The organism is Treponema sp. OMZ 798 (genome assembly GCF_024181385.1).
Lineage (GTDB): Bacteria > Spirochaetota > Spirochaetia > Treponematales > Treponemataceae > Treponema_B.
This window is the reverse complement of sequence record NZ_CP051305.1, coordinates 2838349-2855402: the sequence shown is the minus strand read 5'-3', so window position 1 is coordinate 2855402 and position 17054 is coordinate 2838349. Positions and strand designations below refer to the sequence as shown.

Below are 17054 nucleotides of genomic sequence, written 5' to 3'. Positions count from 1 at the left end.
AGCGGTAAATCTATAAGGCGGCAAGTCTTTAGCTTTGCCGCTTTTTTAAAATTTCAGGCCTTATCTTACCCTCATAACCCTGATCGCTTGGTTCATAAAAGTGAGTACCATCAAGTCCGTCGGGGAGGTATTGCTGCTTGACCCAATGCCCTTCATAATTGTGCGGATATAAATACCCTTCCCCATGCCCTAAATCCTTTCCGTCCCTGCTTGCATCTTTTAAGTGATTGGGAACTTCCTTATTTTCTTTTTGAACAAAATCAAGAGCTTTAAAAAAGGCTTCGGCACTGTTCGATTTAGGACAGGTTGCCAAATAGAGGGCAGCATGTGCCAAATGATACCTTCCTTCAGGCATACCGACCCTGTCAAAGGCTTCGGCAGCACCTGCAACCACACTGACAGCTCCGGGAGAGGCAAGTCCGACATCTTCACAGGCGGAAATTAACATCCTTCTAAAAATAAACCGCGGATCTTCTCCTGCCGCTATCATACGGGCAAGCCAGTAAACAGCCGCATCGGGATCGCTTCCGCGAATCGACTTTATAAAGGCACTTATAACATCATAATGATAGTCGCCGTCCCTATCATAAAGGACAACCTTCTTTTGTATACTTTCTTCAGCTGCCTTGAGGCTGATTAAAATTCGTACCCCTTCATCAGGAGGCCAGTAGTCTACGCCGGTTTCAACAGCAAGCTCAAGGGCATTTAAAAGACTCCTCGCATCTCCCGAAGCCGTATCTATCAAATGCTCTAAGGCTCCTTCTTCAAATTCCACCTTCCAGCGGCCGTAACCCCTTTCCTTATCGGAAAGCACAAGCTGCACAACTTTTTTTAGATCCTCATTTGTTAAGGCCTTTAATTCGAAAATTCGGCTCCGGCTTACAAGAGCCTTGTTTACTTCAAAATAAGGGTTTTCAGTTGTAGCCCCGATTAAAATTATCGTACCGTTTTCAACCCAGGGCAGGAGGGCATCTTGCTGGGATTTATTCCAACGGTGGACCTCATCTACAAAAAGAATAGTCTTGCGGTTATAAAGCTTTTTATTTTCTTCGGCATTGGATATAGCCTCCCTTATCTGCTGCACACCTGCTAAAACGGCATTTAAACTTAAAAAATTGCTTTTGGTGGTATTTGCAATGACTCTTGCAAGGGTGGTTTTTCCTGTTCCGGGAGGACCGAAAAAGATGATGGAAGAAAGCCTATCAGCTTGGATTGCCCTTCGCAAAAGACAACCCTCACCGATAATATGTTCCTGCCCCACGTATTCATCCAAATTAAAAGGCCTCATACGGGAGGCAAGAGGTTCATTTTGTTTAGAGCTTGAAGCCGCAGCTTCAAAAAGATCCTTACTCACGGTTCCATTCGCGTTTTTTGTCGCTGTAAAAGCCCCAAAGGCCGGTATTTCTTTTAATTACTCCGGAATAAATGCCCATAAACACTGCATAATCTCCGTTGTCCCTATCGACGCCCAAAACAGGATATGTATAATAACTTCCAAGAGTCGTTTGATATTGCGAATAAGAGCCCGGCGGTGTTGTAGAGCCGGAATTCCCCGGATTAAACTGTGTTGCATTTGAAAGATTTATCGGCGTATTTAGCTTTACCTCGGTATACCCATTTGTGCAGCCTACAAGTATGGTTTTTCTTTCTTTAAAATATGAAATACTTATCGGAGTTTTGTCAGATATTGATTTGGTATTACTACTCCAATCACTACCATTATAATAATGGATTGAGGATCCGGCCAGTACAAATATTTTATCGGCATCACCTGCTGAACACATACCCTTCACTCCGCCAGGTAAGCCTCCTTCAGCAGCGGCAGGAGAAGTATCTGCCTTATACATAGTTTCAGAGCTGCCTGACTTTACTACAACATAGTTCCCTGCCGCAAAAAGACTATCAACCTTACCGGAGTGTATTACTTCGGAAGGAGCGGCATTTTTTACTATCTTAAAAACTTTTTCTTGGCTTTCATCATACCCGAAAACAATATTATCACCGGCAATAATGCGTATATTTCCGGAGCCGGGAACAGTATTCCAATTTCCGGCTTCATAATATTTTACGCTCCCTGAACCAAAACAAGCAAAAACAATATTAGCATTATCATGTGCAAGTTTTTGAGTACCTGACACACTTAAAATTTTTGACCAGGAACCGTCGGATTTTTTTGATTTTGAATAAACTCCGCCTCTATTTGAGGCATAAACATTTTCGCCGGCTTCCAACAAACTCAAGATATTTCCTTCAACCGAAAAATCTTTTAAATCAATCTCTTGTTCAATGGCTGCAAATATGGGCCTATCATTACAAGCTATAAAGCCGATAAAAATAAGCGGCAGTAAAATAAAAATATATCTTCTAAGTTTCATACTGAATTCTCCATTTAATTAAAGATGGTATCTGGCAGCAAGGCTGATACCTAAAAAATTTCCTGTACGGTTATTTTCTTTCTTCTTGTACCACTGAGGAACAACATTCCAAGACACATCCCCTCCAAAGGACCATTCGGGAGAAAACTGATAATAAGTTCCTGCATCAAATCTAAAAATCATTCCGAAGTACTGGGCTCCGTTTCCGCTATAGGACTGAACTGCCCCGCCTATACCTCCTCCAAGAGGAATGCGCCATTTTCCGGCAGCAAAGGTATAGCCCATATCAAAGGTTATAGGAACAGCAAAGTAAAGATTTTTTGCCAATGTAGGATAAAACTGAAAACTTATACTTCCGCCCAAAGAAAACCCGTCTAAAATATAATAGCTGAAGGCTGCATTGATAGAGCCTCCCGGCCAAATATTCGGCTTAATCGCAAATTTGTCGGCAGAAGTATTAAAAAGAGGCACACCCAAGGATAAGCCTATTTTTATAAATTTATCGCCTTGTCTTACAGGCCGGAAGACTGTGGCACCGTCTATTTTACTATTTGAAGGAGTTTCAGCCTCTTCTTGTGCAAAAATCGGAATCAAAAAAACGCTGATAATCAAAAAACAGGAAATAAATCTCTTCACTTTTTATTCACCTCTAACTTAATGAAAATAGTATATCTTATTTTTTACAAGAATGTCTATATGTAAGACTTGCACAAAATCACATTATGTTATAACATAGTAAATGTTAGATAACATAAAAACTCTTGTCTTTTCTAAACTAACACGAGTTTAGAACAAACAAGAAGAATAATAGTTACTTAATCTACTAATGGAGGAAAAAAATGAGTGCAAAAATTATTGACGGCGCACAGATAGCTGCCGACCTACGAGCCGATGTTGCAAAAGATGTTGAAAAAATAAAGGCAATGGGAGTTCAGCCCACCTTGGCCGTTATTTTGGTAGGGAATGATCCCGCATCCCAATCCTATGTAAAGGGAAAAACAAATGCTCTTCACGAGGTAGGAATGAATGACAGAACATTCAGACTTCCTGAAACAACAACTCAGGATGAGTTACTTAAACTTATTAAAGAACTCAATGCCGATAAGCTGGTAAACGGTATTTTGGTTCAATTACCCCTGCCAAAGCAGATCGATCCCGATACGGTCATTGAGACTATAAGCCCCGAAAAGGATGTAGACGGTTTCCATCCGGTAAATGTAGGAAAGCTCCTTTTAGGACACGACACCTTTATTCCCTGTACACCCCACGGCGTAATTCATCTTTTAAAGAGAACAGGAGTTGAAACAAGCGGAGCAAAGGTTGTAATTGTAGGCCGTTCCAACATAGTAGGAAAACCTCTTTCCGTTTTAATGATGAATAAGGATGTAAACGCCACAGTAACGGTTTGCCACAGCGGTACAAAGAATTTACCTGAAGTTACACGAGAGGCCGATATTTTAGTTGCAGCTATGGGAAAGCCTCAATTTATTAAGGCCGATATGATTAAAAAAGGCGCTGTCGTTATAGATGTCGGCGTAAACCGCATTGATGACAGCTCAAAAAAGAGCGGCTTTAGACTTGTAGGAGATGTCGACTTTGAGCCCGCCTGCGAAATTGCCTCAGCAATAACGCCGGTACCCAAGGGAGTAGGCCCTATGACAATCGCAATGCTTGTTGCAAATACACTTGTTGCGGCAAAACGTCAAAACGGTTTGGAATAAACTTTAATGGAAAATCTAAAATTTATGTTTTTAGATAATTTACTCACGTAAACTATCTAATCCTAATAAAAAGCCCTGAATTGAGATTATCAATGCAGGGCTTTTTATTTTAAATTACTTTTTTAAATTATTTTAAGATTACAAAGACTTGTGGCAGAACCAGAAGTCGTAACCCTCATACTCCTTTAAGCGCTTTTTGGCTTCCGCTTCTGTGGGAGGAGGAGGAATAATTACCTTATCCTTGATCAAGCTGTTGTTGGGCCAGTCTGCGGGCATAGCAACCTTGTTCTTGTCGGAAATCTGAAGGGCCTTAACGGCTCTAAGAATTTCTTCCATGTTTCGTCCGATTTCCTGCGGATAGTAAAGAACAAGTCTGACCTTGCCGTTAGGGTCTACAACAAATACGGCACGAACAGTGTTTGTACCTTTTCCGGGGTGCAAGAGTCCGATCTGATTTGCAATGCTGTCATTTGCAGCAATTACAGGGAAGGTAATCTCAACTCCGAGTTTTTCCTTGATCCATTCAATCCATTTTAAGTGGCTCTGCATTTGGTCTACAGAAAGACCGATGAGTTTTACACCGAGCTTTTCAAATTCAGGTGTTAAGTTTTGAAAAGCTACAAATTCCGTAGTACATACGGGTGTAAAATCGGCAGGGTGGCTAAAGAGCACAAACCAGCTGCCTTTAAGATCACAGGGAAGCTTCATAGCTCCATGTGTTGTCGAAACTGTTAATTGAGGGAAGTCATCTCCCAAAAGGGGCATATTCATTGCCATTTGTTCCATAATTTTCTCCTTAAAAATTTATTTCAAAGCGGATTTTAACATCCATATTTCTTTGTCAAGGTATTCGATAATCCCGCTAAGGATTCCGTCTGTAGCTACATCATTGCTGTCTGCAGCTTCAATTTGAGTTACCTTTATTTCTTTTGCAATGTACTCGAAATCGCCTAAGATTTTTTTAAGAGCATCTGCGGTTTTAAACGATTTATCTGTTTCTTCCTCTATTCCCGTTATTGCCAAATACTCTTTCATAGAAGAGGGAGCTTTTTCGTTTAGCTGTAAAATTCTTTCAGCAACCGCATCATAGAAATCGCTCATATTATCGTAATATGACTCTATCATTTCATGCACAGGCTTAAAATCGAGCCCTTCTACATGCCAGTGATAATTATGCAGCTTTATATAAAGAACTGCAAAGTCGGCAGTGTGGACTGATAATCTTTTAATTATATTGTTCATAAACACCTCCATATGTGTTCAGTTATATGTAAGCAATTTTCATGCTAAATATAAAAACGAATGAAAAAGCATTTTTTAAGCAAAAATAGAGGAATTTTGTCGAAATATTCAGAAATTATTTAAAATTTTAATAAAAAAGATTGTTTTTATCGGAATTTTCACTGATATATCGGTGAGCAATCACTGATATATCAGTACACCGATATATCAGTGATATTGTTTTTCTTTTAAGTAAAGGAAAAGGGCAGCATTCATTATTGCATGAGTATAAGGAGGATTGCCCATATTTTGAATAACTTTTTTCGCAGGGATTTCAATAATATTTAAGAATTCGTCTTCATCCAGATTTTGTTTAACCTCTCCCCTGTCAAGCTCGGCTAAAAAGATGGTGCAAGAGTTTTCCATTATTGCGGGATTGGGAGACAGAACCGACAAGCATTTTATATTTTTAGGAGTCCGCCCTGTTTCTTCAATAAGCTCGCGCAAAGCGGCATCTTCCGGTCTTTCGTCTGCATCTACAACACCGCCGGGAAATTCTATACAGACACTTTCAGAGCCGTGCCGCCACTGCTGTACCATCACAAAGATATCTTCTCCGGAGGAATCCCGGTAAACAGGCACAATAATGACCCAACTCGGAGCTTTTAAAGAAATAAAGGTCTTTTTTTCTCCTTCAGGAGAAATACTATCTTTTTCGCATACGGTAAAGACCCTTGTTTTTAATATTTCTCTGGAGGAATCGGGCTTCCATATAATCTCATTATTCTTTTCCATAAAAATCGCAATTCTCCATTTGACATATCAAGGATTTCGAGTTATTCTATTATAAAGAGAATTTAATTGCAATAGGAGGTTTTTATGGCAATTATAACTATTTCAAGAAAGATCGCTTCCTTTGGCGATGAAACAGCAATTGAGCTGGCCAAGCTTTTAAATTACAACTTTATCGACCGTAAGTCGTTGGAGAAAGATTTGCTCTCACGGGGAATTTCTGAAGCTCAGTTAAAAAAATATGATGAACGCAAACCCGGGTTTTGGGCATCTCTATCGAGAGAAAGAGATTCTTACTTTGATTATCTGCGCGAAGCAGTATATGAACATGCCTCTTCAGGAAACAGTATTTTTATAGGAAGAGGAGGATTTGCAATTTTAAGGAATGTCCCCGGCCTTTATTCAGTTCGCCTTGTTGCCGCAGACGATGTAAGAATTTCAAGACTGATGAAGGAATTTAATTACTCCGAAAAAGATGCCAGAGCCAGAATGGAAGAAAGCGACAATAACCGCGACGGTTTCCACAAAAGCTTTTTTAATACTGCAAATGAAGACTCCTCCGAATATAACTTGGTTATAAATACCGGGCATATAACGCCTCTCCAAGCTGCCGAAATAATCAAATTCGGTTTTGAAAAAACAATAAGCAAGGAAGAAGCAGCCTTAAGCGACAAAAGAATCAAAGAGCTTTTATTAGCTCAAAGGATTGTAAATCACATTTCCTTTGATCTAAAGCTTCAGATCTACTTCTTAGAAGCTGATATTTCGGAAGATGAGGTTATTTTACACGGTGTTGCCGATAATGCAGGTTTAATTCAAAAAGCAACGGATATAGCTCAAGAAATGTCGGAAGGCCGAAAAGTTTCTTCAGCGATAAGCATGGTAAACGAATATAAGCCTTTTCCGTAAAAGCTGACAGTATCTTAGCCGGTCTTAAGCGTTTCCAGCAACTTAAAAAAAATCGGCCGAAGTTAGGCATGGCCGATTTTTTCTTTTAATAAATTACAGCCTTAAAAAAAGTTACAGTTTTAAAGCTATTCTACCGTGTATCCGGCTTCTTCAATAGCTTTTTTTAGATCTGCAACTGCAACGCTTTCAGGATGTGAAATAGTTGCAGTTTTTGCGCCCAAATCTATTTCGGCAGAAACCCCCGAAATCTTTGTTAAGGCTTCCTTAACATGGGAAACACAGTGTTGGCACTGCATTCCGTTTACCTTTAATACAGTATTCATAAGTTCTTTCTCCTTAATTTTATTTTCTTCCGTTATGCAAGATTCTGCATTACGGTTTATTTTATGTTTCCGTTTGGGCTTAAAATAATTTAAGCGCAGGGCATTACTTACAACCGACACCGAGCTCAAGCTCATTGCAGCAGCCGCAATCATCGGGCTTAAAACTATGCCGAAGACAGGATAAAAAACTCCTGCCGCTAATGGTATACATAGAGAATTATAAAAGAGTGCCCAAAAAAGATTTTCCTTTATATTGCGCATTACAACACGGCTTAATTGAATCGAATCGACCGCAGATTGCAGGCTGTCATTCATCAAAATAATATCCGCACTTTCAATCGCTATATCGGTTCCGTTGCCTATGGCGATCCCAACATCGGCCGTCATAAGGGCCGGAGCATCGTTTATGCCGTCGCCTATCATAGCCGTTTTATGACCGGCTTGATGAAGTTTTTCGATTTCACTCTTTTTGTTTTGAGGCAAAAGCTCGGCAGCAAAACCGTCGACTCCTGTTTGGGCCTTTATGGCATTTGCAGTTTTTTTATTGTCACCTGTCAGCATTATAGTTTTTATGCCCATAGCCTTAAACTCTGCAATAGCCTCGATGCTGCCTTCCTTAATTTTGTCGGCCACGGCTATAATTCCGATGAGCTTTGCACCTGAATCGGTTCCTGAAGAACTTCCGTCTTTAGCACCGCTTAGACCTATTAAAAGAGGAGTTGCTCCTTTTTCTGCAAGAGCATCAATTTCTGATGCAGCATGGGAAATTTCGATATTATTTTTTTGGAAAAGCTTTTCATTACCTGCAAATATTTTTAGCTCCGAAGCCTCTTCGATACCCGAAATACCCAAGCCGTGTTCAGCCTTAAAGTCCTTAATTTTTAAAACATCCAAGCCTTTTTCCTTTGCCTGTTTTATAACGGCATTTGCCAAAGGATGCTCTGAAAGAACTTCCAAGCTGTAAGCAAACTTGAGCACTTCGTCCTCGCTAAAACTTGCGGTTTTTTTAATCTCGATTACATCGGGGCGGCCTTGGGTTATAGTTCCTGTCTTGTCCAAGACTACGGTGTTTGTTTTATGGGCAGTTTCAAGGGCCTCAGCCGAGCGGATTAAAATACCGAGACGGGCACCCTTCCCTGTTCCTGCCATAATGGCGGTGGGGGTTGCAAGACCTAGGGCACATGGGCAGGAAATTACAAGCACCGAAATAGCCCTCGAAAGAGCAAATTCAAAACCCTCTCCTGCGGCGAGCCAGACAAAAAGGGTAATCACCGCAATAAGGATAACCGCAGGCACAAAGTAATTGCTTATCTTATCTGCTAATTTTGAAACAGGAGCCTTTGAGGCCGAGGCTTCTTCTACAAGGGCAATTATTTGGGAGAGGGTTGTGTCATCGCCTACCCTTTCAGCCTTAAAGGTAAAGGTTCCCGAAAGGTTAATGGAAGCGCTTACAACCTTGTCTCCTGCAGCCTTTTCGACCGGGAGACTTTCACCTGTAATTGCAGCCTCATCTACCGAAGAACTGCCCTCAACCACAACTCCGTCAACGGGAATGGAAAAACCGGGCTTGATTAAAACAAAATCGCCCTTTACAATTTCCTCGACAGGAATTTCTTCTTCCTTACCGTTCCTGATAACAAGGGCGGTTTTAGGCCTAAGGTTCATCAGCTTTGTAATTGCCTGCGAAGTTTTTCCCTTTGCATTAGCTTCAAGGAATTTGCCCAAGGTTACAAGGGCCAAAATAACGGCAGCCGATTCAAAATAAAGATCATGAGCAAACCGCTCTACAGTTGCCGTATCTCCATGCCCCATTCCGTAGGCCATCTTATAAATGGCAAAAATTCCATAAATAACGGCCGCCCCTGAACCGACTGCAACAAGAGAATCCATATTTGGAGCCTTGTTCAAAAAAGCCTTGAAGCCGCCTATAAAGAATTTTTTGTTTAATACCAAAACAGGAAGAGTCAATAAAAACTGGGTAAAACTAAAAAGAATAGCATTTTCTATCCCATGCAAAAAATGAGGAATCGGGGCTCCCGCCATGTGCCCCATAGAAATATAAAAAAGAGGAAGCACAAAAATCAAGGACCAAATAAGTCTTGTTTTTACCTGATCCCGCTCACGCTTTGCAGCATCCGTCTGAGATGAACGCTTTGCCCCATCTTTGGATGAATCCGAAAGAGAAGGCTTTGTTAATCCGTCTAAGTCCTCGGCTCCATAGCCGGCCTTTTTAACCGCTTCTATAATCTTATCGGGTGTCAAAAGATTTTCATCATAATTGACACTCATACTATTGGTTAAAAGATTTACCTGTACTTCGGCAGCCCCCTCAAGCTTTTCTACAGCTCTTTGAACATGAGAAGAACACGCCGAGCAGGTCATACCGGTAATATTAAATTTTGTCTTTTTATTCATGTTAATAATATACAACTTTTTAAGTAAAAGGTCTAGGAAAATAAAATTATAGTTTCTCTATCTCGTTAATTTTTAATACTGTGGCTTTAATACGCGGTGAAAATCCCGGAATTGAAAATTATCCTCGCTTCTGTTATACTCCTTGACAATGGCAAGACAAAGTTATGGGACAACGCCCTGGGGTGCATGGTTTTTGGAGATGCTCAAGGCCTACGACGATTCGGGGAGATTGTCTCGCGGGAAGACTTATGCAAATACCGGAAAGGTAAATTCTCTTGTAGTAAACGGACAAACGGCGGGAGCAAAGGTTAAGGGAAACTATGCTCCCTGGTACCATGTGTATTTTAAATTTCCGCCTCTTTCAAAAACAAATGAAAACGCAATCCGCTCAATCTTAGAAAAGCATCCTATCGAGCTCGCAGGCCTCCGAGCCGGAATTATGAGCCCGGCCCTAATCGAAGCCTTAAAGAAAAAGAAGGTCAGGCTCATTCCTGCCCGCTGGAATTTAATCGAAAGGGATTGCACCTGTCCCGATTTTGGCGACCCTTGTAAGCACATGGCAGCCGTTCTTTTTTTGCTTGCCAAAGAAATAGATCATGACCCCCGCCTCTTGTTTAAGCTTGCAGGTTTCGATCTCGATTCAGTAAACATACCCGAAGGTGCCGCTTCCAAAAATGCTGGTCCTGAAAAGGAGAGAAACTTTGCCCTCCTCCAAGAACATCCCGTTCCCTTAAATCTACGCAAAAATGAAACTTTAAATGAGACAGGCCTCACTTCAGACTCATCGGGCAATAAGGCAGCTCAGCCTCCTTGCGAATTAGAAGAACCTTTAAAATTCAGGCTTGGAGAATCCTATCTTCCGCTTATAACCGGTATCCTTCCGCCTGAACCTAATTTTACATCGGGCGATTTTATAATAAAGCTTACGGAATTTTATCACAAGGCGGTTTTAAATTACGGGCTTAACTTTTACAGTCAAGAAAAGCAAGGCGAAGAAGAAAAATCGGTAAACCCTTTTTTGTTTGCAAGGGTAAAAATAAACATCGACAATATCCGAAAGCAAAAAAGAGTCTTTCCGCTTGAGCCTAAAAGCCCTCTAACGGTAAGCATAAAATTAGGCGAAAACCAAGAGATAAATCAAACCCTTTTGCAGGCTCAAAATTTTTATAAAACAAGAAGCAGTTTAAACGAGATGAGCCCCTCGGTCAAAATTCTTTTTTCTCTCTTTGCCATTGCGGGAAAACTCATCCAAAGCTCGGCACTTATACCTGCCGTATTTACCGAAAACAAAAAACTTTTTATCTTTTGGAAAAGCCTTTCTGCCTCTTCCGAAATAAAGGCCGACATTCTTAAATTTGCAGCTTCCCTCACAAAGGACTTTTTTCTTCCGGTCGAAAAATGGGGAAGGCTCTACTGTGCCGAACTTTTACTTACAGCCCTTTTAACCGAGTATGCGGCATCTTTAAAATTTTTCCCGAGTAAGTCCTATACCAGGGATAAAGAAATAGACTCTCTCTTTTTTTCAAATGAAGAAATAGATATAAGCGTTCCCGGCAAGCGGAATTTGGATACGGTAATTTACTCTTGGCTTTCGGTTTTAAATTACAGCAATTGCGGCTATGAATACCGCCTGACTTTGGACTCACTAAAAGAAGACGAGTTCTTTTTGCTTTCCGCCCTTGTGCGTAAGGCTAAAGAAAACTCCGGTGAAAGTGAAAGCTTTGAAAACGATGCATCTTCCTTTTCTCTCGAAGCGGAAGCTCCCTTTACCGAGTTAAATATCGCAGCAAAGAGGAGCAAAAACCCCGACGATATTTTGCGCTTTCCGGCAAGCCTTTCGGCCTACTTACCGGCTCTTTCGATTCTTGCAGTCAAAAAAAATATTATGCTCTCACGCGAAGAAGCAGGCCTCTTTTTGCAAAGGGCGGCCAAACTTTTGCAGCGGTTCGGCATCGACATAGTTTTACCTAAAAGCCTAAAAAACGTTTTGACGCCCAAGCCCGTCATAAGTGTAAAATCCGTAAAGGGAGCAGGAAATGTAGTTTCGTTTTTAAACCTTGATGACGTTCTTTCCTATGACCGGGCCGTAATGCTTGGAGACACCGTAATAGACATAGACGAATTTAAAAAGCTCTTTTTAAATAAATCGGGCTTGGTAAAATTTAATGATCAGTTCCTTTTGCTCGACCCCGAAGAAGTTGCCAAAATGTTAAAGGCATTTGAAAAACCGGCAGACATGAGGGAAGCCCTTCAAGCGGTTCTTTCGGGGAATGCAGTCTGCTCCAAACCGGCCGCAGAAATTATCGACGGCATTTTCAGGCAAGATGACATTCCCGTTCCTCAAAACTTAAATGCGGAATTGCGGCCCTATCAGGAAAAGGGATTCCGCTGGCTTTATGCAAATATCAAAAGCGGCTTCGGCTGTCTTTTGGCCGATGACATGGGCTTGGGCAAAACCGTACAAATTATAAGCTTGATACTGGCCTTTAAAAATTCAAAAGAAGCAGAGGAGCCTTTTTTGGTTATAGCTCCTGCAAGCCTTCTTTCAAACTGGGAACACGAAATAGCCAAATTTGCTCCATCCCTTAAAGTTGACCTTTATCACGGAGCAAGGCGCAAGTTCAATACCGAAGCCGACGTAATAATAAGCACCTACCAGACGATGCAAAACGATATAGAAAAATTAAAGGATAAAAAAGTTTTTTGTATTATTTTGGATGAGGCTCAGGCTATAAAAAATTCGGGAACAAAGAAGGCCCATGCAGTAAAGGCAATTCAGGCAAGGGGCAGAATCGCTCTTACCGGTACCCCTGTCGAAAACAACCTTGAAGATATGCGCTCCATATTCGACTTTTTTCTCCCCGGCTATCTGGGCTCGGCTGACGAGTTTCGAAAAAAATGGCGCATTCCGATTGAGCTTCACAATTCCGAAATCGAAGCAGACGATTTAAAGAAAATCACTTCGCCCTTTTTGCTGCGCCGCCTAAAAACCGATCCCAAGGTTATCTCCGACTTACCCGACAAGATAATTACAAATCAATATTGCAATCTTACGCCTGAGCAGCTGGCAATTTACGAGAACCTTGTAGAAACGGAATTACACAAGGTGATGGGAGCCGAAACTAAGATTGAAAGGCAGGCCTATGTCCTAAAACTTTTAACGGCCTTAAAACAGGTATGCAATCATCCGCGGGCCTATGACAAGGAAACTCCGAGCGAGATGAAGCATTCCGGGAAGGTTACCGCCCTCATCGAGCTTTTAAGCGAGATAATTTCTTCAGGCGAAAAGGCTATTATTTTCAGCCAATATGTAGGCACCCTCAATATTCTAAAAACCATTATTCAAAAAGAATTGGGAACCGGCCCCCTTTTGCTTCACGGCCAAATGCCCGCCTCAAAACGCAAAAAAGCCGTCGGCCTTTTTCAAACGGATCCTGCTTACCGTATCTTTTTAATTTCGCTTAAGGCGGGAGGAACGGGACTTAACTTGACGGCAGCTAACAGGGTAATTCACTTTGACCTTTGGTACAATCCCGCAGTTGAAGATCAGGCCGCAGATCGGGCATTTAGAATCGGGCAGACTAAAAACGTATTTGTGCACCGCTTTATCTGCTCCGGCACCTTTGAAGAAAAAATTGATGAAATGATTCAAAAAAAACGGGAAATAAGCGGCATGAGTATTTCTTCAGGCGAAACTTGGATTTCAAAATTAAGCAATGAAGAGCTCGCAGGCCTTTTTAAGAAATAGGCGGCTGCAAATTCCGCAACATTGAATAATACCCTGTCTTATGTTATAATCATCTTTGAGGAGGCTTGATATGGATTTTGATTTATCGCGAAAGATACCTATAGGCGTTCAAAGCTTTGAAAAAATGAGGAATGATAATTATTTATATGTAGATAAAACTCGTTATATTTTTAGCCTTGTTCGTACTTCCTCTCCATACTTTTTGAGCCGTCCGCGCCGCTTCGGTAAAAGCCTCTTTCTCTCAACCTTGAGGTCTTACTTTTTAGGCCAAAAAGAATTATTTACAGGCCTGTACATCGAAAAGGCCGAAGAAAAAAGAGCCGAAATTGAAAAGACCGATGCTTGGATAGAATATCCTGTACTTTATTTGGACTTTAATACAAAATATTATAAGAATGAAGAAGCTCTTCTAACTATTATAAATTTACACTTAGATGACTGGGAAAAACTTTATAGTATCACAAAAACATCCGGAAGTATTGAAGATAGATTTAAATCTATAGTTACAACCTTATATGAAAAAACCGGCCGTCAAGTAGTTATTTTAGTAGACGAGTACGACAAACCTCTTTTACAGACTATGGGGGTAAACGAAGCCTTGAACGAAGAGTACCGTAACACGCTAAAAGCCTTTTATTCCGTAATAAAAACCTGCGACCAGTACATACGCTTTGCCTTTTTGACGGGTGTAACAAAATTCAGCAAAATAAGCATTTTCAGCGATTTAAACAATTTGCAGGATATAAGTATGCTCAATGACTATGCCGAAATATGCGGACTGACACAAGGCGAAATAGAAAACACCTTTAAACCCGAAATAGAAAGATTAGCAAATAACACTAAAAACTCTTATGACAAAATGCTTGAAGAATTAAAAAAGCGTTATGACGGCTATAAGTTCAGTGTTTTAGGAGAGTCGGTTTATAATCCTTTCAGCATATTAAACACTCTTAATTCCGGTCAATTAAAGGATTACTGGTTCTCAACAGGTACACCTACCTTTTTGGTAAACTACCTAAAAGATGCTTATTACAATATACCCAAGCTGGACGGAAAAGTTGAGCTTGATGAGTCAGGTATAGAGCTATATAGGGCAGATGCAAAAAATCCCCTACCCATACTTTTTCAATCGGGATATTTAACGATAAAAGAATACATAGAAGAATCTAACCTTTACCGCTTAGGCTTTCCTAATGATGAGGTGAGGTTCGGCTTTTTAAAAAATCTTTTACCTGCCTACTCCTCTCTTGGGCCTGACGAAACAGGTGTTTCGGTATGGGAGTTTGTAGAGGATGTAAGGGCAGGGAATGTAGACGGGTTTATGGAGCGGATGCAGGCTATAATAGCAGGCGTTCCTTACGATAACTTGCCTAAAGATAAGCTCAAACTAAGGGAGCAAAACTATCAGACGGCAGTCTACCTAATCTTTAAGCTTATGGGACAATTTGTACAGACTGAAATCCACTGTGCAAAGGGCAGGGCTGACTGCATTGTGCATACCAGAGACACAATCTACATCTTTGAGTTTAAGCTGATGAGTGTAGGCACCGCCGAAGATGCAATAGCTCAGATAAAAGAGAAGGGCTATGCCGCACAATTTAAGGGAGAGGGTAAAAAGATTATCCTGATAGGTTCAAGCTTTGATGAAGAAGAAAGAACTATCGGGGAATGGAAAAGTGAACAAGTTTAAAAATAAAATTCGGAAATTACTTACAAAAAGTTTTATAGGGAGCAAGTATGTATTTTTTTATAAACGATTACAGCGAAGGCTGTCACCCAAAAATTCTTAAGACATTAACGGAAACAAATGAAGAGCAAACTGTAGGTTACGGCTGTGACCAATATTGTACAGAAGCAGCAAACCTTATCTTAAAGGAGCTGGACGCCCCTCAAAGTAAGGTTTATTTTTTCTCGGGCGGAACACAAACAAACCTGACAATGATTGCTTCGGTACTAAGGCCCCATCAGGGGGTAATAGCGGCCGATACCGGACATATAAACGTGCATGAGTCGGGAGCCATAGAAGCCTGCGGACACAAGGTTCTTACCATCGAATCGACAAACGGAAAAATAACGGCAGAACAGACAGAAGCTCTTATAAAAGCTCACTATGAAGACCCTACAGCAGAGCACATGGTTCAGCCCGGGATGATTTATATTTCGAACCCTACCGAGCTCGGTACCATTTATTCAAAAAAAGAATTACAGGATTTAAAGCTGACAGCTCAAAAATATTCCGTTCCGCTCTATGTTGACGGAGCCCGCCTAGGAACCGCCCTCACAGCGGACAATAACGATTTAAGCCTTGCAGACTTGGCAAGATATACGGATGCATTTTATATAGGCGGAACAAAGATGGGAGCCCTTTTCGGTGAAGCCCTTATAATAAACAATCCCGATCTTCAAAAAGATTTTAGGTACATCCAAAAACAAAAGGGAGGTCTCTTCGCAAAGGGCCGGCTTTTAGGTCTTCAGTTTAAAACTCTTTTTACAGACAACCTTTACTTCGAGATAGGAAAAACGATGAACGAAACGGCAAAGATGATACGCAAGGGATTTTCAGAACGCGGCTTTTCCTTTTTTATGGAAAGCGCAACAAATCAAAGTTTTCCCATAATCGAAAACAGTCTTTTAACTAAAATAGAAAAAGAATTTAAATGCGAATTTTGGACAAAGATCTCAGAAAATCAAACAGCCGTACGCTTTTGCACCTCTTGGGCTACAACAAAAGAAGCCGTAAAAAAACTCTTTGAATACTTGGACGAGATAAACAACAAGGGGAGCAAAGATATTTGATAATTCGTAAAAAATTCAAATGACCCTTGCTCCCCTCATTCGCCAATTGGACTTTGCAGTTAAACCTATTCGATCTTTGAATAGATTGTCTTTAAAATTTCGGTCTTTAGCTTTTCGCCTTCTTCAAGCATCTTATTGCATTCTGCCCTTGTCTTTTCGCAGAGGGGGGCATCGTCGATACCGCCTAGGTTTATCTTGACGTTTAAGATAGCGCCTTCCAAACCGGAGCGGGCATTAAGGGCTGCAACACCTGCATCGGATGCGGCATTTTTGTTTCCGTGAACGGCAACAATGGGTAAAAAGCGTAAAACTTCCAAACAGGTTTTAGCTGTTTCAAGCGGAACCTGCATGGCTACAACAGTAGCATCGGACATAGCCTTATTACGTTTTGCCTTTTGCTCATCAGTGTCCTTAGGTAATTTTAAGGCTTCCATAAAGGCATTAAAGGCCTGAGTGTCTTCGTCAATGATTTCGACCAATCGTTTTTGTGCCTTTTCCAGTTTAGGAAGCTGAGCCTTAAATTCCTCTTGAGTTTTTTCATCAAGAGAAGCAAAGGCTTTTTTTCCTGTCGTCAGGCGGATAACCATCTGACCGAGGGCCGAGGCGAGCGAGCCTGCTAAGGCAGAAACCGAACCGCCTCCGGGGGCCGGAGAATCGCTTGCTGTTTCGTCAACAAAGGCACTTACCATCATCTTTACTAATTCCATAAAAAATCTCCTATTGTTCAAACTTTTTTGTTTATTTAATTAAAATC

12 protein-coding genes and 1 pseudogene are annotated in these 17054 nt (G+C 41.0%); 5 read left to right on the top strand and 8 right to left on the bottom strand.

Going from position 1 to position 17054, the window contains the following annotated elements; all coding sequences use genetic code 11:
* Positions 1-31: 31 nt before the first annotated feature.
* From E4O07_RS13195 to E4O07_RS13185, 3 genes and pseudogenes are all read right to left on the bottom strand, one after another.
* Positions 32-1354, bottom strand: a pseudogene (locus E4O07_RS13195) (AAA family ATPase); the annotation flags it as partial.
* Positions 1347-2375, bottom strand: a complete 1029-nt coding sequence (locus E4O07_RS13190; RefSeq protein ID WP_253686563.1) for a hypothetical protein — start codon at positions 2373-2375, stop codon at positions 1347-1349. The pseudogene E4O07_RS13195 and the gene E4O07_RS13190, both read right to left, overlap by 8 nt.
* Before the next feature lie 18 nt (positions 2376-2393).
* A complete protein-coding gene (locus E4O07_RS13185) occupies positions 2394-3011 on the bottom strand; it encodes a TP0733 family outer membrane beta-barrel protein (RefSeq protein WP_253686561.1) in 618 nt (205 codons plus the stop codon).
* A gap of 203 nt (positions 3012-3214) precedes the next feature.
* Between E4O07_RS13185 and folD the strand changes: the two genes are divergently transcribed.
* A complete protein-coding gene (gene folD / locus E4O07_RS13180; protein WP_253686559.1) occupies positions 3215-4096 on the top strand; it encodes a bifunctional methylenetetrahydrofolate dehydrogenase/methenyltetrahydrofolate cyclohydrolase FolD in 882 nt (293 codons plus the stop codon).
* A 138-nt stretch (positions 4097-4234) separates the two neighbouring features.
* Here the strand turns inward: folD and E4O07_RS13175 are convergent, their stop codons facing one another.
* The 3 genes from E4O07_RS13175 to E4O07_RS13165 all read right to left on the bottom strand — a co-directional run bounded on the left by E4O07_RS13175 (position 4235) and on the right by E4O07_RS13165 (position 6112).
* Positions 4235-4882: a peroxiredoxin gene (locus E4O07_RS13175; protein WP_253686557.1), complete on the bottom strand. Its 648-nt coding sequence runs from the start codon at positions 4880-4882 to the stop codon at positions 4235-4237.
* An 18-nt stretch (positions 4883-4900) separates the two neighbouring features.
* Positions 4901-5338 (bottom strand): Dps family protein, encoded by a 438-nt coding sequence (locus E4O07_RS13170; RefSeq protein WP_253686555.1) that lies wholly within the window; start codon positions 5336-5338, stop codon positions 4901-4903.
* Between the two features lie 207 nt (positions 5339-5545).
* Positions 5546-6112 (bottom strand): NUDIX hydrolase, encoded by a 567-nt coding sequence (locus E4O07_RS13165; RefSeq protein ID WP_253686554.1) that lies wholly within the window; start codon positions 6110-6112, stop codon positions 5546-5548.
* Between the two features lie 84 nt (positions 6113-6196).
* On the opposite strand from E4O07_RS13165, the gene E4O07_RS13160 reads away from it, so the two are divergent.
* Positions 6197-7018 (top strand): cytidylate kinase family protein, encoded by an 822-nt coding sequence (locus E4O07_RS13160; protein WP_253686552.1) that lies wholly within the window; start codon positions 6197-6199, stop codon positions 7016-7018.
* A 125-nt stretch (positions 7019-7143) separates the two neighbouring features.
* On the opposite strand, the gene E4O07_RS13155 is transcribed toward E4O07_RS13160, so the two are convergent.
* Positions 7144-9756 carry a heavy metal translocating P-type ATPase gene (locus E4O07_RS13155; protein WP_253686550.1) on the bottom strand — a complete coding sequence of 871 codons (2613 nt, stop codon included), beginning with the start codon at positions 9754-9756 and terminating at the stop codon, positions 7144-7146.
* Between the two features lie 148 nt (positions 9757-9904).
* Here E4O07_RS13155 and E4O07_RS13150 point away from each other — a divergent pair, with 148 nt between their 5' ends.
* The 3 genes from E4O07_RS13150 to E4O07_RS13140 all read left to right on the top strand — a co-directional run bounded on the left by E4O07_RS13150 (position 9905) and on the right by E4O07_RS13140 (position 16300).
* Positions 9905-13504, top strand: coding sequence for a DEAD/DEAH box helicase (locus E4O07_RS13150; protein ID WP_253730566.1), 3600 nt, complete (start codon positions 9905-9907; stop codon positions 13502-13504).
* A 70-nt stretch (positions 13505-13574) separates the two neighbouring features.
* Positions 13575-15194 (top strand): ATP-binding protein, encoded by a 1620-nt coding sequence (locus E4O07_RS13145; RefSeq protein WP_253686546.1) that lies wholly within the window; start codon positions 13575-13577, stop codon positions 15192-15194.
* 47 nt (positions 15195-15241) lie between these two features.
* Positions 15242-16300 carry a threonine aldolase family protein gene (locus E4O07_RS13140; RefSeq protein WP_253686544.1) on the top strand — a complete coding sequence of 353 codons (1059 nt, stop codon included), beginning with the start codon at positions 15242-15244 and terminating at the stop codon, positions 16298-16300.
* 65 nt (positions 16301-16365) lie between these two features.
* On the opposite strand, the gene E4O07_RS13135 is transcribed toward E4O07_RS13140, so the two are convergent.
* Positions 16366-17007 (bottom strand): cyclodeaminase/cyclohydrolase family protein, encoded by a 642-nt coding sequence (locus E4O07_RS13135; protein WP_253686542.1) that lies wholly within the window; start codon positions 17005-17007, stop codon positions 16366-16368.
* Positions 17008-17054: the final 47 nt, after the last annotated feature.

What these genes read in the sequence shown, in the direction of transcription:
- E4O07_RS13190 (WP_253686563.1), bottom strand. Translation starts at nt 2,375, where the DNA reads ATGAAACTTAGAAGATATATTTTTATTTTACTGCCGCTTATTTTTATC.
- folD (WP_253686559.1), top strand. Translation starts at nt 3,215, where the DNA reads ATGAGTGCAAAAATTATTGACGGCGCACAGATAGCTGCCGACCTACGA.
- E4O07_RS13175 (WP_253686557.1), bottom strand. Translation starts at nt 4,882, where the DNA reads ATGGAACAAATGGCAATGAATATGCCCCTTTTGGGAGATGACTTCCCT.
- E4O07_RS13170 (WP_253686555.1), bottom strand. Translation starts at nt 5,338, where the DNA reads ATGAACAATATAATTAAAAGATTATCAGTCCACACTGCCGACTTTGCA.
- E4O07_RS13165 (WP_253686554.1), bottom strand. Translation starts at nt 6,112, where the DNA reads ATGGAAAAGAATAATGAGATTATATGGAAGCCCGATTCCTCCAGAGAA.
- E4O07_RS13160 (WP_253686552.1), top strand. Translation starts at nt 6,197, where the DNA reads ATGGCAATTATAACTATTTCAAGAAAGATCGCTTCCTTTGGCGATGAA.
- E4O07_RS13155 (WP_253686550.1), bottom strand. Translation starts at nt 9,756, where the DNA reads ATGAATAAAAAGACAAAATTTAATATTACCGGTATGACCTGCTCGGCG.
- E4O07_RS13150 (WP_253730566.1), top strand. Translation starts at nt 9,905, where the DNA reads ATGGCAAGACAAAGTTATGGGACAACGCCCTGGGGTGCATGGTTTTTG.
- E4O07_RS13145 (WP_253686546.1), top strand. Translation starts at nt 13,575, where the DNA reads ATGGATTTTGATTTATCGCGAAAGATACCTATAGGCGTTCAAAGCTTT.
- E4O07_RS13140 (WP_253686544.1), top strand. Translation starts at nt 15,242, where the DNA reads ATGTATTTTTTTATAAACGATTACAGCGAAGGCTGTCACCCAAAAATT.
- E4O07_RS13135 (WP_253686542.1), bottom strand. Translation starts at nt 17,007, where the DNA reads ATGGAATTAGTAAAGATGATGGTAAGTGCCTTTGTTGACGAAACAGCA.